Raw genomic sequence first — 15,943 nt, 5'->3', positions numbered from 1 at the left:
TGAAGAACCGTCAGGACAGGGCGCGCGTGGTGCGAGCGTGTGCCGGGGATGTCAGGGCGTGCCGGGTCAGGTAGTCGGCGCCGTGATGCTTGATGCGCTCGGCGATGACCTGCAGGTCGGCCACGCTGGTTTCCGGATTGAGCAGGGTGAACTTGAGGAACTGGCGGCCGTCGAGGCGGGTCGCTGCAATCACGGCCTCGCCGGAACGCGACAGCGCCTGGCGGATATAGGCGTTGGCGGCGTCGAGCACATCGTCGGACACGGGCGTTTCGGGACGGTAGCGGAACACTAGCGTGCTGAGCTGCGGGGCGACGGCAATCTCCAGCTCGCTGTCGTCCTGCAGGGCGCGGTAGGCGTCATGGGCCAGGGCGATGACATGATCGAACAACTCACCGAGCTGGTCGGCGCCCACCAGGCGCAGCGTCATCCACAGTTTCAGGGCATCGAAGCGCCGCGTGGTCTGCAGGCTCTTGTTGACTAGGTCGGGCGTGCCTTCGCTGGCCTGGCTGGCGGGGTTGAGGTAGTCGGCGTGATAGGTGACATGACCCAGCATGCGGCGATCCCGGACCAGGAAGGCGCTGCAACTCACCGGCTGGAAGAAGCTCTTGTGGTAGTCGACGCTCACCGAGTCGGCGCATTCGATGCCGGCAAGCCAATGGCGACGGCGTGTCGATACCAGCAGTCCTCCGCCGTAGGCCGCATCGACATGCATCCACAGCTCATGGCGGCGGCATAGCGCTGCAATATCATTCAGCGGGTCGATGCTGCCGAAGTCCGTGGTGCCGGCGGTGGCTACCACGGCGACAGGAATCAGGCCGTCGCGTCGGCAGCGCTCGATTTCCCGTTCGAGCGCCCGAGTGTCCATGCGGTAATCCGCATCGCAGGCCACGGCAACCACGGCATTATGGCCCAGGCCAAGCAGGGCGGCAGCCTTCTGCAGGCTGAAGTGGCTGGCCCGCGAGGCCAGGATGCGCAGGCGTCCGGCCTCTGCCGGCAGGCCATGCGTCTGGTTGCCGAGATGGCCCTCGATGCCGGCGCAATAGCGGTCGCGGGCGATCAGCAGTGCCATAAGGTTGGACTGCGTACCGCCACTGGTAAAGACGCCGTCGGCACGTGGCCCCAGCCCGATACGCTGGGCCGTCCAATCGATCAGGTGCTGCTCGATGAAGGTGCCACCGGCGCTCTGGTCCCAGGTTTCCACCGCGGTGTTGATCGGGGCGGTAATCGCTTCGGCAAGGATCGCTGGCAGGGTGACCGGGCAATTCAGATGGGCGACATAACGCGGATGGTGAAAGTACACGGCGTCGTCGAGGTACAGGTGTTCCACCTCGCCTAGTACCGCATCGAGATCGCCCAGATGCCGGTCCAGGTCCACCGAGGCGAAGCGCGCCTTCATCTCCTCGGGCAGGATACCCGTGAAAGGCCGATCGATCGAAGCCACCTTGCGTTTGACGAGATCGACACAGCGCAGCATGCCCTGGAGATAGGCATCGGCGTTGTGGGCATTGAACAACTGGTCGTCCTTGAGGCCCGACTGGGTCAGGTCGGTGAAGCGGATGGGTATGGCCGTCTGGGGTGCAGCAACATGGCTCATGACATCACCTTTCCTAGTTCGATTCGTGTCGCGTGCCTTGTGGCGATGGAGCGTGGCCGGCATCGCGTATTTCCCTTTGTTGCGAATGGTTATTGTTTTCCTTGTATCGCTGAAGAAGACGAACCCGACCCGAATTCCTGAACCCGAAAAAGGAATTTTTTTGTAAGCGAAGTGTTGGCTAAGCAGTAACTGAGAATGAGAGAGGCTTGATCGCGACGTGAAGCGCGGCGAACGAAACGGAGGGGGCAGAAACAACAACGGCCAGGTACCGTCAGGTCCTGGCCGTAGCAACAGGCAGCGGATCAGAAGTTGTAGCTGACTGTTGCCATCACGTTGCGCTCTTCGCCGACGTAGCAGTAATTGATGTCGTAGCAGGACGCGACGTATTCCTTGTCCAGCAGGTTATGCACATTGACCCGGGCGCTGACGCCTTCCAGGCCTACGTGGCTGAGGTCGTAGCCAAGCATGGCATCGATCAGCGTGTAGTCCGGCAGTTCCTCGGTGTTGGCCTCGTCGACCCAGATATCGGCGTAGTGACGCACACCCAGAGCGGTTTCCAGGCCGGCCAGGCTGCCACGGTCGAAGCCATAGTTGACCCAAGCGCTGGCCTGGTGGCGCGGCACCTGGTTGGCGGTATTGCCCTCGGTGTCGTCTTCGGTCTCGGCATAGGTGACGTCGGTGTAGGTGTAGCTGGCCTGCAGGCTCAGGTTGTCGGTCAACTGGGTGTGGGACTCCAGCTCGACGCCCTGGGACTCGATTTCGCCCACCGCGCTGTAATAGCTTTCGTTGGGATCCTTGGTCGAGACGTTTTCCTGAGTGATATGAAACAGCGCAATGCTGTAGCGGTCCTGGGTGCCGACCGGCTGGTACTTGAGACCGGCCTCGATCTGCTTGCCTTTGGTCGGCTCCAGCAGATCCCCATCCTCGTCAGTCGTGGCGTTGGGCGAAAATGACGTCGAGTAGCTGAGATACGGCGCGACCCCATTGCCGAAGTGATAAAGCAACCCGGCACGGCCGCTGACCTGGGTGTCGTCGAATTCGCTGCGTGTGCCGAGCGTATGGTTGGTGTTCTCGATATCGACCCAGTCGTTGCGAAGACCCAGGACGAGATGCCAGTTATCCAGGGTCATCTGATCCTGCAGGTAGACCCCGGTCTGGCTGAGCTCCCGTGTCTGGACGTCGGTATAGGTGACCAGCACGTCGCTGCCATATTGCGGGTTCGTCACGTCCAGATTGTCGGCCGAACCTGAATCCCAGGTAACATCGTTGTCGCGCTGCTGATAGTCGGCGCCGAACAGCAGTGTATGTTCGACCGCGCCGGTTGCCAGGCGAGCCTCGAGCTGGTTGTCCAGCGTCCAGGCCTGCAGGTCTTCATTGCCGCCCGAGTAGTAGCGGACCAGCTCGGTGTCCGAAGCCCAGCCATAGGCATAAACCTGCTGCATCTCCACGTCGGAATTCAGATAGCGTGCCCGCTGACGGAAAGCCAGGTCGTCATTGAAGCGATGCTCGAATTCATAGCCGAACTGGCGCTGGGTGCGCTCGAACTTCTCGTAATCCTCTTCGCCTTCGAAGAATTCATTGTCGATCTCGATGCCGTTGTGGCTTTCCACCGTACCTTCGTAGGGCAGGCCGGAGTGGTAGCCGCCCTCGGGATCCTTCTGCAGGTAAGCCTGCAGGGTCAGGCTGGTATCGTTGGAAATGTCCCAGGTCAGGGAAGGTGCGATGGCGTAGCGTTCTTCCTCGACCGGACCGAACTGCGTATCGGCGGCTTGCCCCAGCCCGATCAGGCGATAGGCGACACGGCTCTCGTCATCCAGGGGACCGGTGAGGTCGAAGGCGGCGCTGCGCTGATCGTTGGTACCGACACCCAAGCGAATTTCCCGCCCGGTCTCGAACTCGGGTCGCTTGCTCTGCATGGCGACCAGGCCACCGGGAGAGGCGCGCCCGTAGAGCACCGAAGCCGGTCCCTTGACGACTTCGATGCTCTCGAGGAAGTAGGGGTCGATGACCATCGAGCTGTATGAGCCACTGTCGCCCATCAGCTTGAGGCCATCCAGGAAAGTGTTATTGATACTGCCGTCGGCGAATCCTCGCAGGACCAGGTAATCGTATCGGTTCGACGCGCCGATCTGATTGGTGAACACGCCTGGGGTGTAGTTGGCCGCTCGCTGTACCGTCTGGGCGCCTTTCTCCTCGATATCCTCGCGGCTGATTAGCGACACCGCCTGAGGCGTCTCGATGAATGGCGTGTCGGTCTTGGTGGCGGCCTGGCCGGTCACCGTGACCGTATCCAGCGTGGCGGCAGCCTCGTCGGTCTGCTGGGCCGTGGCGGTCAATGGCAAAAGGGTAAGTCCCAGCAACCATACCGGGACGGGGCGGTTTGACGACGTGTCCTGCATGAAGGCTCCTTGCGCTCGATGAATAGTTATGACTGAGAATTATTCACGTTTGCGTCGAGTGTTGCGTATGCTGGATGCCGAAAAAGCTATGCCGCGTGACGAACCGCAGCCCGGCAAGGCGTTTGCTTTTGGTTTGGGTGGGATGCCTGGCCTAGACCTGAACGACTCAAAGTTGTCGCTGACATATTTAAAGATCGCTGGGCGCTATTCACACGTCGCTGGGCGCTACGCCATACCGCTGACGAAACGCCGTGGCGAAGTTCGTGGCATGGCGATAACCGGTCTGGGTGGCGACCTGCTGCACGCTTTCGCCTTCCCGCAACAATTGATACGCCAGTGCAAGGCGCCGCTCCCGCAGATAATCGAAGATCGGCTGGCCATACCTCTGACGGAATTTCTCGCGCAGGCTGCTGGGGCTCATACAGCTCATCTCGGCCAGGGTACGCAGGCTGTGCGCATCGCCGGGGTGGCTGTCGAGGTGATTACGTACGCGCTCCAGCAAGCGATGGTCGCGGGACGAGGCAAGCGGTGTCTCGGCCGGATGAGAAGATCGCGAAGTTAGCGTGCCGTCATAGGCGGATATCGCCTGGGATAGTAGCTGCAGAGCAAGACCTTCCGCTTGCAGCAGAGCGGCTGTCCCTTGCGTCTGTGCAGACAGCCATTCGGTCAACGATTGGCGAAGCCCGCTGGGGACGGCAAGCGACCACAACCCACCTCGTTCCTGCAATAGCGGCGCCAGGCTGGCCAGGCGAGGGTCATGTTCCAGCGCCTGCTCGAGTACCGTCAGGTTGACCGCGCGCACACGCTGCCCGGCGATATGACGGGCACTGAGCACCTGAGGGCAGCCATAGGCCAACAGCAAACCGCGCCCTGGTGTCAGGGTGCAGTTCTTGTCGCTTAGCGTCAGCTCGGCACAGCCTTCCAGCATGACGATGATCGAGACGTGCGCCGGCGCGTCTTCGCGCGCGTGAGTCTCGTAGGTCTGGTAGACGTTCAGGTCCGAGCCGACCAACTGCAGGTGCCGCCAAGGCTGGCACTCGCCGACATAGCCCTCGGCGACCATGCATCCGCCCTGTAGACAATGTCGCTTGGGCAAGGAAGGGAAGCGATGAGTCAGGTGGTAGCGATGTTCGTAGGTGGTGAAGTCCGCCACCGTGAGCCGACGGGCAGCTCTGGGCGCTGCCTCCGGTGAAGGCGAATGAGACGTCGGGTTCATGAGCGCATCACATGTCGGTGTCGGGATGAGTTACCAGCTCTCGTATTGTCGTCGGCTGGCGTCAAATGAATAATAATCCTTATCGTTCGCTTTACGCCAGTATGCCGGTGAGATGTCGCTGGGTGCCTGCGCTCACGATAAAAACGCCCACGCTGAGGTGGGCGTAATGCATGCGAGCATGGCGATACGAATCAGTACTGGTGCGACCAGCTCAGGGTGTAGGTGCGGCCACGACCTTGGTAGTCGTAGAGGTACTCCGGACCATAGGTGGGTGAATAGAGCGCGGAAGCGCGTTGACCCCACAGGGTGGAATAGCTCTTGTCGAGCAGGTTCTGTACGCCGAGACTGACCTTGCCGAACCCGGTCTGCTGGCCGAGTACCAGATCAAACGTCGTGTAACCGTCAATGCGCTGGCCATCAGCATCTTCGAGATCGAAGATATGGTTGGCCTGTAAACGCGCAGAGCGTGTGTAGTCCGTCCAGCCGAGGTAAGCGGTTGCTGTGGAGGTAGACGATGTCGTGACGGAGCGTTTTTCCCAGTCACTATCTTCATCCTGCTGTTCGGAACGAACCAGGTGCAGGGTGCCACCGACCTCGAGGCCATTGTCGAAGTAACGAGTGAGCGCACCTTCCAAGCCATAGTCGCGCTTCTTGTCATCGACGACATCGACGCTCAGGTCGCTTGAGTTGTATTCAAGCGCCTCGTCGGACCAGGCGTAGTAGATAGCGACCTGACTCGACCAACTGCCTCCGCCATAACGCCAGCCCAGTTCGACCTGATCGGTCTCGATAGCAGTCAATGGGTTGGCGGAAACGCTCACACCCGGACGGCCATAATATTTCGCCGGGTCGGGTAGCTCGAAGCCTTCGCTGTACTGTACCCAGCTCTGGTGGCCATTGCCGAAATCATATAGGGCCTGGATATTGTACAGCGTAGCGTCGTAATCGTTTTCGCCACCAGGGATGCCCATAAAACCATCCACTTCGACGTCCATTGTCTGATGCCGGATACCACCTGAAAGTTGGATGGCGTCGGTGGCTTGCCACTCGCCTTGGACGAAGCCGGCAATACCATCGACCTGATAGCCGGGATAGCGTGGCGTGACGCTGGCTTCTTCCTGCACCAGGCCACCCGTGGCGTCCGAAACAGCCTTGTCGAAGGTCATCTGGCTGGCGTCGAACTTTTCGCGATCAAGATCCACCCCGTACGTCAGTCCGACTGTGTCGGTCACTTCGGCATCGAACAGGGCCTTGATACCGCTCAGGTCAGTGTTCTGCTTGGAAGCCCTAAAGGTATAGCCATCTGCGCCGGGATAAGGGAACGGATGAAAACTGGCTTCCTCTTCGCGGTGGTACGCCTGTAGATAAAAATCCTGTCCGAGCAGGTCGGCGTGGTGATACTGCAAATTGACCAGCTTGCGGTCGGTTTCCGGTTCGCGGTCTGCCTCGAAGCCGTCGCGTATCTCGGCACCTTCAAGATTGGCGGGATCGGCATCCAAGTTGGGGAAATAAACCCCGCGCTCGCCCTCATAACGGGAGCGATAGATCTGTGCCGTGAAAGCAAGCGTCTGGGTTTCGGTCAACTGGAAATCCAGATTGCCCAGCACATCGATACTGCGATTGTCCTGCAGGTCGGTCTGGGAGATGTCCGGGAAAATTTCATCGCCATCGGCATCGTAGAACCGGCCATTGTCCTGATAGGCAACCCCCAGATAGCCTTTTACCCGCTCGTTACCGCCACTGATCGACTGCGCAACGCGGTAGTCGAGATCGTCGCTGTCCTGAAAACCGCTGGTGACTCCCACTTCTGAGCCCCAACTGGGTCCTCCAGTCTCACCTTTCTTGGTGACGATATTGATGATCCCCCCAGTAGCGCCACCGCCATACAAGCTGCTGGCGCCGGAAAGTACCTCGATACGCTCAATATTGAAGGGATCGATCGAGTCGAATTGACGTGACAGGCCACGGGTGCTGTTCATCGATATGCCATCGATCAGCACCTGAACGCTGCGGCCACGCATGTTCTGGCCGTAATTGGTACGGCCTTGCGGTGCGAAGTCCAGCCCAGGTACCAGACGGCCAAGTGCGGACTTGAGGTCGGCGCCGGTGCTGATCTGCTGATGCAGCGCTTCCTTGTCCACCACCCAGACCGCCCCGGGAATCTGGCTGATCTGGGTGGGAGTGCGTGAGCCGACCACGACCATGGTGTCCTGATCCTGCTGCGCATGCGCCGATAGGGCTGCCGAACCGGCAGCCATCAGGAGGCCATACGTGAACGTCTTTTTCATTGTCTGTTCCCTTGCTGCTGGCAAGTTTTTGCCCGAACTCAGACGTGCAAGGGTAAGAATGTGCAAATAAAAGTCAAACAATAATTGTTTTCATTAGCATTGTAATAAAAGGCTTCAGCCAGGAATCGTGACCAAACTGAGCACATAGCGGCCCAGCTGAGCATACTGCCCGCTTAGCAGGCTGCCGGCCGGCCAACGTTCGCCCAGGGCTCTGTTCAGGCGCAGGGTGGCTCGCTGGGCATCGGGATTCCAGTCGGCGAGCTGAGCGTCCTGAAAGTAGAAACGCACCCCGACCAACGGAAACAGCGCCTTGAACAGACTCTCCTTGAGCGAGAACACTACGGTGACGAAATGAGCTTGTTGCGATGCAGGCAGGGTAGCCATCCGGCGAAGCTCGTCCGGAGTGAGTATTTGAGGCGCTAGCCGTTCGGCCCGCACAGGCTCGAGCTGGCGCTCTGCATCCAGCCCGATGCCCTGGTAGCACGTTGCCGGTGCGACCAGAGCGGCTGCCAGATCGCCGCTATGCGTGATCGACCCCACCGTACCGCTGGGCCAAAGTGGAGCCCTGCTCTCGGCCATGTCCGGGACAAGGGGCGTCCCGATCAACGCTTGCAACGCCTCGCGAGCACACAGCCGGCCCGCCAGGTATTCGGCCTGCCGTTTGGGGGCGGCATGGCGCACCTTGTCGGGCAGCGGTATGCCGCTGTGCATGAAATCCTCCACAACCAGGCGCTGGCGGTCGAAACGCACCGAGCGCCACTGCACGCCAGGAAGCGACGCCTGCCATGGCCAGGCGTCCTCCAGGAAATGGCAGCAAGCGGGGAGTCGTAACGCCATGAATCAGCGATTTTCCAGGCGGGCATCGAGCTCGACCGGCACCTCGTCGCCGATCGCCTCGTAGCCTAGCAGCATGAGAATCGTGCGTGCCGTCTGGTTCTGCATCAGTTCCTTGCCATCCAGCGCAATCCGTTCGGCGTTACGCACATGCAAGGTATTCTCGGATTCACGCGTGATGTGGACCTTCAGTGGCTCCTGCTGATGTTGGCCCTGGTTATCCACACCCAGCATGACCGTTTCGGTCGTCGATTCACCGACATTCAGATTATCGAGACGCTCGGGGGGCAGCTGGATAGTTACCGTGGTCAGCGTGGTATCGGCCAGCCCGGACAATAGCGGTGGCAACTGACCTACACGGTCGAGAATATCGGTTTGGCGAAGGCGCAGCGGTACCCGGAGGATACCGTCACTGCCCAGAACCCCTGATAACTGGCCGACCCGATGGGTATGCGGCACCGGTCCGGTTGGTGAAATCTCGACGACCGTCGCCTCGACGCGCGACTGCTCGGGCATGAGTTGCCAGGCGGCCTGTGCCGGTGAACCCAGCAGAAGGGCAGCCCCTGCCGCAGCGATCAACGACAGTGCCCGAGATGGGCGAGACGTAAAATGGTTGCTCGGTGGCATTGGTGGCCCTCCGTGGTGATGTGGCTCGCTCTTCGACAACGAAAACGCGGCTGGTCTCCTTCATTATCATTCGTTATCATACGCCACCACCGTTAGGGCCTATAGCTCAGTTGGTTAGAGCAGGGGACTCATAATCCCTTGGTCGTAGGTTCGAGTCCTACTGGGCCCACCATTAAATCAATGGCTTACGCTGTTTTTCTCCCTCCGTATCGCTGTACTTTTCCTCCTGTGGCAACACTGTGTCAACGGGCCGTTTCGGGCCGAATTTCACTGCATCCGCCAAGTGAAGGGGAGCAGGAACTGAATTTCCAACAGCGTATCTTCAAGGCGTTCGCGACGCCGCTGCGCGATGAGTCCGGCCAGGTCACGCGTTGCCTGCTGCTGACCCAAGACATCACCCGGCTAAAGGATGACCAGAAGGCGCTCGAGACGCTGAACCAGGAACTCGACCGCCTGGCGCGAACCGACAGTCTGCTGGGCATCAGCAATCGACGTGAGCTGGATCGGCACCTGGAAGCCGAATGGCTACGTGGTGGACGCGAGGGCCACTCGCTGGCCCTGTTGTTGATCGACGTCGACTGTTTCAAACGTTACAACGACGTCCATGGGCATCCGGCCGGCGATGCCAGCCTACAGCAGGTGGCGAGCGTACTGAGCGAGGCCATACGTCGTCCGGGCGATTTGGCGGCGCGCTATGGCGGTGAAGAGATGGCCGTGCTGTTACCGCATACCGAGATGGAAGGGGCGCTCTATGTCGCCCAGCGGATTCATGAGCTGTTGGCCGAACGCAATATTACTTTCTTGGCGTCGCCAGTGTCGGATCGGGTGACGGTCAGCATCGGCGTTGCGGTCGTGCTACCCACGCCCGAGCAAACGCCGCAGCAGTTGATCGAGCAGGCCGATCAAGCACTCTATCAGGCCAAGTCCAACGGGCGCAGTCGTACCGAAGTCTACAGAGAAGAGGCGCTACTCAACGAGAATGACAGGACGCCGCCATGATTGGCGGCGTCCGCTTACCTATGGACAATGCGCTTACCCATCATCAGTGGTAGTGCTTGCTGCAATTGACGATCTCCCGGGCAACGTTGTCGTCGTTACAACGGTCGGCAATGTCGCCAACGGTCACTACACCGGTCAAGTCCTTGTCATTGGGGTTGTTGAGAACGATCAAGCGCTGAACGCGCTGCTCCTGCATGTTCTTCAGCACGTTGACGACATCTTCGTCTTCATAAGTGTACAAAACGTCATTGGTCGCGATGCTGCTGGCCTTGTCGTCAGGGCTCTTGCCTTCGGCCACGGCACGTACGGCAATATCGCGATCGGTGATCGTGCAGGCAATCTTATCGCCCTGAACCAAGGGTTCGAAGCCGCTGGAATCCCGGCTCATGCGTTCGGCCACTTCACGAATGGTGGCGTCGGCGGATAGATAATCGGGCCGTGTAGTCATTACCTCTCTGACTTGCATGATAAAACTCCCTTGTCTCGATTCCATGAGATCGACCAGCGCTGAATCATGCTGGCCACACGTCATGAATAGAAAGCTGGACTGGGTTTATCAACGACGATTGCAAAGAGATTCTTTTCATTGGGTATCGGACTGTGAGCCGTCGAGTCCGGGCTGGCTCGGGTGTCTGACGCCAGAAACCTTGAGCGACATCAATGCCGGGTGTCGCTTGTGAATCGAGCGTTGGCGAGATGGGACGCGGGCGGCGATGATAGGAGGTGAACATGTTCGTTTCCCTCTGCGCTGCCGCCTCCCGGTCAGGAGTTCGCCTTGTCCATCCGCAATCTCGATGCGCTTTTCAATCCGTCATCCATTGCCCTGGTCGGGGCCAGCAACCGGCCAGGGTCTATCGGGGCCGTACTGGCACGTAACCTGTTCGAAGGAGGATTTGCCGGGCCGGTCATGGCCGTCAATCCGCATGAACGGGCGATTCGCTCGACGCTGAATTACCGATCCATTGGCGAGTTGCCACTGCCTCCCGATCTGGCGGTGATCGCTACGCCGCCGACCACGGTGCCTGAACTGGTCAGGGAGCTGGGCGAGCTGGGGTGCCGTGCCGCCGTGGTGATCACCGCAGGCTTCGGTGAAGGCGACCGGGAGGAGGGCAAACGGCTCAGGCAGGCCATGCTGGAGGCGGCCAGGCCCTATCTGATGCGCATCGTGGGGCCCAACTGCCTGGGAATCATGGCGCCACATGCCGGGGTGAATGCCAGTTTCGGGCATGTTGCGCCCCGTCAGGGCCACTTGGCCTTCGTGACTCAATCGGGCGCAGTGGCAACCTCGATTCTGGACTGGGCCGACAGTCGAGGCATTGGTTTTTCCCACGTGGTGTCGCTGGGCGGCATGAGTGACGTGGACTTTGGCGACATGCTCGACTATCTGGCGCTCGATCCCAAGACGCATGCGATCCTGCTCTATGTCGAGGCAATCAGCCAGGCCCGCAAGTTCCTGTCCGCCGCCAGGATGGCGTCGCGCACCAAGCCGGTCATCGTGGTCAAGGCGGGGCGCAGCGATGCCGGCGCCAAGGCGGCACTGTCGCATACCGGCGCCCTGGCCGGCTCGGATGCCGTTTACGACGCCGCCTTCCGGCGTGCGGGCATGCTGCGTGTCGATACGCTCGATGAATTGTTCCAGGCGGTCGGTACCCTGGCCACCGGTGTGCGGGTCAAGGGCGACCGGCTGGCGATCCTGACCAATGGCGGCGGTATTGGCGTGCTGGCCGTCGATGAGCTGGCCGAGGGGCATGGCCAGTTGGCGACACTTTCGGACATGACTGTCGAGCGCCTGAATAATGTGTTGCCGGTAGCCTGGTCCCGAGGCAATCCGGTCGACATCCTCGGCGATGCGCCAGGAAAACGCTATGCCGATGCCCTCGATATCCTGCTGGCCGAACCCGATGCCGATGCACTGTTGGTAATCAACTGTCCGACGGCGGTGGCGGACAGCCTGGATGCAGCCCGGTCGGTCACGCAGGCCATCACGTCGCAGCGCATTCCCGTGCTGAATTGTTGGCTGGGCGAAGCGGCCGGCCAACAGGCGCGTCACTTGTTCGCCAGGCATGGCCTGCCCTCCTATGAAACCCCCGAGCAGGCCGTGCGGGCCTTCGCGCACCTCTGGCGCTACCGGAGCAACCAAGCGCTGCTGATGCAGACACCGCCTGCGCTCACCGGGCTGGACTTTGATCGGAACACGGCCGAAGCAATCATCGACACGGTACTGGATGATGGGCGTAGCCTGCTCACCGAGCCTGAAGCGACGGCACTGCTGGCGGCCTATGGCATTCCCACGGTACCGGCAAAAACGGCACGCGATCCCGATGAGGCGGCAGCTGCCGCCGAGGAGTTGGGCACTCCAGTCGTGCTCAAGATCCTGTCCCGGGACATTACGCATAAGTCGGATGTGGGCGGCGTAATGTTGGACCTGAAGTCGCCCGAAGCGGTGCGGGAAGCGGCCGAGGCGATGCTCGAACGGGTGCGAAACGTCGTACCCGAGGCGCGTGTCGACGGGTTCAACGTCCAGACGATGATCCAGCGTCCCGAGGCCCACGAATTGATCGTCGGTGTCGCCGAGGATCGAGTCTTCGGGCCGGTGATCCTGTTTGGCCAGGGAGGGACGGCCGTCGAGGTGGTCGGCGACCGGATGATGGGGTTGCCGCCGCTCAATCCGCTGCTTGCGCGGGAGATGATCGACGGGACGCGGGTTGCCCGACTGCTGCGCGGCTATCGCAGCCGGCAGGCCATCGACTTCGAGGCGCTGACCCTGACGCTGGTCCGGGTGTCGCAGATCGTCTCGACACTGGAGCGTGTCGCGGAACTCGACATCAACCCACTGCTGGTGGATGCATCGGGCGTGATCGCCCTGGATGCCAGGGTCGTGGTTCGTCGGGACCGCCAGCCCTTGGCGATTCGTCCGTATCCGCAGCAGCTCGAGCGCTGCGTCGCGACTCGGTCGGGGCAAGAGTGTTTTCTGCGACCGATTCGCCCGGAAGACGAATCGGCGCTGGTCGAAATGCTGCGTCGATCTTCGCCCGACGACGTACGGCTGCGTTTCTTCGGGGCCATCAAGTCGTTCGATCACGCCTTCGCCGCGCGGTTGACCCAGATCGACTACGACCGGGAGATGGCGCTGGTGGCGTTCATGCCTGGCGGTACGGAAATCTGCGCCGTGGTGCGACTGATCGCCGATCCGGACAAGGACAGTGCTGAATATGCTGTCATGGTCCGCTCGGATATGAAGCATACCGGACTGGGTTATCGCCTGATGAGCGAGATACTCGACTATGCCAAGGCAACGGGGATTCGCCGGGTCTTCGCCGACGTGCTGAGAGAGAACGAGCCCATGCTGAAGATGGCGCGAGAATTCGGTTTTATCGTTAAGGGCGGGGCGCAGGGCGACGATAGCGTAACCGTCGAACGGTATATGCAGTCGGCCTGAACGCCGGGGGCATTATCGTACGTTGCCAGTGCGGGTATGTCGGAGAGACAAAGCCCTATTACTGATGAATGAGGTCGTCTCGAAACCTATCCCGGTGACTATCCCGAAGAGTGCACTTGCAAGTGTGCAAGAATAAGGATTAAGAATTTTACCTTTTGCCTCGTATTCATGCTTTATTTCTAAAACTTCTTATTGGCTATCGTTAAATAGCTAATATCAATCGCTGATTCTACCTCTCTTGCTGCATACTGCGACGGCGTTAAAGAACGTCGCCGAACGTGTATTGCAGCGAGACATCAGTGCAACGCTAATGGGCGGTGGAAATTTCCACTGTTGGCATTGCTCAAGCCAGGTGATTTCGTAAAGTACTGTCCGGTTTTGATCGACCCCGTCAAGAGCACTATGCTTCAGCATAACGGCATATATGCCGGAAGCTCGCCGGAAGAGGCCATGTCGTAGCTGACTGCATTCGAGTGAGGAGCGCGTCGTCTCCATTATTCTACGGTAGCCCGCCGTTCCACTGCTCATTGCGCAATTGCTCGCTCCGAATGTGTGACGATACGTTTGGGGCGACCCATGCCGTGCGTGGACACTTCGCGGCCCGAGAGAACAAGGCCGTCGACGTTCGACTGCGATATCGGTATGGTAAGATCTCGATAACCGGACGCCGAAGACGACAATATCAAGGGTAATGGCGGCAGGGCCGTTATCGGCAGGCGAAGACACAATGCAAAGCGCGCCGAAGAAGTAAAGTGACAGCTATAGTTGCTCAGGGACGTGGGGTCGCATAATGACTATGGAAATGAGGAAGTCGCATGAAGGTGTGGCAATGCATCGTTGTGTCGGGGTTGGCCTGTGTGCTGACCCTTGCTCAAGCTCAAGAGACCTCCACTTCCCCTCAGAATGGCGAGCCGCCGGCCGAGAATCAGCCGGAGCAGCCTTCGCAGGGTGCCGCAGAGCCTAAGGAGCAGCCCGCGCAGCCCGAGACGGGTGACGAGCAGGAAGCCGACCAGGAAACCACCCAGCAGGCCAGTAGCGACTCCGCTCCCAAGCAGGATTGGACTCCCGATGCCGTGTTCGAGCACGTCATCGAGAGGGCGCGCGACATGGCCGGGGCGGCGTACACGGCGCCTGAATCGGCGCTCCCCGAAGAACTGGCCAACATGGAGTATCACGATTTTCGCAACATCCGCTTTCGGCGCGACGCCGCCCTGTGGCGGGATGAGCGGCTGTTCGAGGTACAGTTCTTTCACCCTGGATTTCTCTACGACACGCCTGTCGACATCCACGTGCTGCGCGACGGACGCATCGACGAGATCGCGTTCGATAGCGAGATTTTCGAGTATGAGGGGCAAACGGGACACATACGCGATGTCGTGAAGGGAATGGATCCGGGGCAACTGGGATTCGCCGGCTTCCGCCTGCATTTTCCGCTGAACACGCCCCAGTACAAGGATGAGTTTCTGGTCTTTTTGGGCGCGTCGTATTTCCGCATGATCGGGCGTGACCAGACCTACGGCATTTCAGCGCGTGGCTTGGCAGTGGATACCGCGACCCAGGGGGGCGAGGAGTTTCCGGCCTTTCAGGAGTTCTGGCTGGTTCCGCCGGAGCCCAATTCGTCGCATATCACGGTATTCGCCCTGCTCGATAGCCCGTCGGTCGCCGGCGCTTATCGCTTCGACATCGAAGCCGCCAACAATACCGTCATCAACGTGGATTCGCGCCTCTTTGCTCGCAACGACGTAGCCAAGCTGGGCGTGGCACCCTTGACCAGCATGTTTCTCTACGGCGAGAACAGCGTACAGCACTACGACGATTTTCGACCCGAGGTCCACGACTCGGACGGCATGCTGATGCATACCTCGGGCAATCAGTGGATCTGGCGCCCCCTGTCCAACCCACCGTCGCTCAACGTCAGCCAGTTACGCGACAACAACCCGCTGGGCTTCGGCCTGATGCAGCGTGACCGGGACTTCGAGCACTATCTGGATACGGCACTGAACTACGAGGAGCGCCCGAGCCTGTGGGTCGAAACGCAGGGCGGCGATTGGGGCGAAGGCGGCGTGGAACTCGTCGAAATTCCTGCGGATTCGGAAACCTACGACAACATCGTTGCCTATTGGGTCCCCGACAAGGAATTTCGAGCCGGCGACGAGCGGCGTTACCAGTATCGCCTGACGACCTATGACGAACCGATTCCCCACAGGGAATTTGCCCGTGTCGTGCGGACGCGGCAAGGGTGGGGCGCGCAACCCGGCGAGTCGAATGGACCGCCGCGCAGCCTGCGCCGTTTCGTGGTCGACTTCGCAGGGGGGGAACTGTCGTCGCTGTCTGCCTCCCAGCCGGTCGAGGCCAAGCTGACGACCTCTACAGGCGAAACCAGTGAACTTCATGTCAGGAAATTGCCCGATGGCAAGACCTGGCGAGCCATGTTCAAGCTAGCGCCACAGGACGACGATCCGGCCGACATGCAATTGCAGTTGATGTTGCGTGGCAAGCCGCTTACCGAGACCTGGAGCTACATATGGGATCCCAATGACTTATGAC

The 15,943-nt window shown here is 60.2% G+C and carries 10 protein-coding genes and 1 tRNA gene; 4 read left to right on the top strand and 7 right to left on the bottom strand.

The annotated features are described in order from the left end of the window. Positions 1-10: 10 nt before the first annotated feature. From MHM84_RS12325 to MHM84_RS12300, 6 genes are all read right to left on the bottom strand, one after another. Entirely contained in the window at positions 11-1,594 is a 1,584-nt protein-coding gene (locus MHM84_RS12325) for an aspartate aminotransferase family protein (RefSeq protein WP_239266569.1), read from the bottom strand. Between the two features lie 302 nt (positions 1,595-1,896). Beyond that, positions 1,897-3,993 (bottom strand): TonB-dependent siderophore receptor, encoded by a 2,097-nt coding sequence (locus MHM84_RS12320; RefSeq protein WP_239266567.1) that lies wholly within the window; start codon positions 3,991-3,993, stop codon positions 1,897-1,899. 208 nt (positions 3,994-4,201) lie between these two features. Next, on the bottom strand, positions 4,202-5,209 hold the full coding sequence (locus MHM84_RS12315; protein ID WP_239266565.1) for a helix-turn-helix domain-containing protein: 1,008 nt from the start codon (positions 5,207-5,209) through the stop codon (positions 4,202-4,204). 191 nt (positions 5,210-5,400) lie between these two features. Continuing rightward, complete coding sequence (locus MHM84_RS12310) at positions 5,401-7,497, bottom strand: TonB-dependent receptor (RefSeq protein WP_239266563.1); 2,097 nt, start codon at positions 7,495-7,497, stop codon at positions 5,401-5,403. A 114-nt stretch (positions 7,498-7,611) separates the two neighbouring features. Beyond that, the gene (locus MHM84_RS12305) at positions 7,612-8,334 is read right to left on the bottom strand and encodes a 4'-phosphopantetheinyl transferase superfamily protein (protein WP_239266561.1); all 723 of its coding nucleotides are present in this window, start codon (positions 8,332-8,334) and stop codon (positions 7,612-7,614) included. A gap of 3 nt (positions 8,335-8,337) precedes the next feature. Continuing rightward, positions 8,338-8,958 (bottom strand): hypothetical protein, encoded by a 621-nt coding sequence (locus MHM84_RS12300; protein WP_239266559.1) that lies wholly within the window; start codon positions 8,956-8,958, stop codon positions 8,338-8,340. 95 nt (positions 8,959-9,053) lie between these two features. Here MHM84_RS12300 and MHM84_RS12295 point away from each other — a divergent pair. Together MHM84_RS12295 and MHM84_RS12290 are read left to right on the top strand one after the other, a co-directional pair. Further along, a tRNA-Ile gene (locus MHM84_RS12295) sits at positions 9,054-9,130 on the top strand. Between the two features lie 56 nt (positions 9,131-9,186). After that, the gene (locus tag MHM84_RS12290) at positions 9,187-9,957 is read left to right on the top strand and encodes a diguanylate cyclase (protein ID WP_239266557.1); all 771 of its coding nucleotides are present in this window, start codon (positions 9,187-9,189) and stop codon (positions 9,955-9,957) included. A 43-nt stretch (positions 9,958-10,000) separates the two neighbouring features. Here MHM84_RS12290 and MHM84_RS12285 read toward each other — a convergent pair whose 3' ends face one another. After that, positions 10,001-10,423: a CBS domain-containing protein gene (locus MHM84_RS12285; RefSeq protein ID WP_239266555.1), complete on the bottom strand. Its 423-nt coding sequence runs from the start codon at positions 10,421-10,423 to the stop codon at positions 10,001-10,003. A 309-nt stretch (positions 10,424-10,732) separates the two neighbouring features. Here MHM84_RS12285 and MHM84_RS12280 point away from each other — a divergent pair, with 309 nt between their 5' ends. Further along, complete coding sequence (locus MHM84_RS12280; protein WP_239266553.1) at positions 10,733-13,396, top strand: bifunctional acetate--CoA ligase family protein/GNAT family N-acetyltransferase; 2,664 nt, start codon at positions 10,733-10,735, stop codon at positions 13,394-13,396. Positions 13,397-14,211: 815 nt separating this feature from the next. Continuing rightward, entirely contained in the window at positions 14,212-15,942 is a 1,731-nt protein-coding gene (locus tag MHM84_RS12275; protein WP_239266551.1) for a glucan biosynthesis protein, read from the top strand. Position 15,943 lies beyond the last annotated feature (1 nt).

The organism is Halomonas sp. McH1-25 (genome assembly GCF_022348165.1).
Lineage (GTDB): Bacteria > Pseudomonadota > Gammaproteobacteria > Pseudomonadales > Halomonadaceae > Modicisalibacter.
This window is presented reverse-complemented; position numbering and strand designations above follow the sequence as displayed.

Bases quoted from the DNA above. Each gene is read 5' to 3' on its own strand.
- MHM84_RS12325 (WP_239266569.1), bottom strand. From the start codon at position 1,594: ATGAGCCATGTTGCTGCACCCCAGACGGCCATACCCATCCGCTTCACC.
- MHM84_RS12320 (WP_239266567.1), bottom strand. From the start codon at position 3,993: ATGCAGGACACGTCGTCAAACCGCCCCGTCCCGGTATGGTTGCTGGGA.
- MHM84_RS12315 (WP_239266565.1), bottom strand. From the start codon at position 5,209: ATGAACCCGACGTCTCATTCGCCTTCACCGGAGGCAGCGCCCAGAGCT.
- MHM84_RS12310 (WP_239266563.1), bottom strand. From the start codon at position 7,497: ATGAAAAAGACGTTCACGTATGGCCTCCTGATGGCTGCCGGTTCGGCA.
- MHM84_RS12305 (WP_239266561.1), bottom strand. From the start codon at position 8,334: ATGGCGTTACGACTCCCCGCTTGCTGCCATTTCCTGGAGGACGCCTGG.
- MHM84_RS12300 (WP_239266559.1), bottom strand. From the start codon at position 8,958: ATGCCACCGAGCAACCATTTTACGTCTCGCCCATCTCGGGCACTGTCG.
- MHM84_RS12285 (WP_239266555.1), bottom strand. From the start codon at position 10,423: ATGCAAGTCAGAGAGGTAATGACTACACGGCCCGATTATCTATCCGCC.
- MHM84_RS12275 (WP_239266551.1), top strand. From the start codon at position 14,212: ATGAAGGTGTGGCAATGCATCGTTGTGTCGGGGTTGGCCTGTGTGCTG.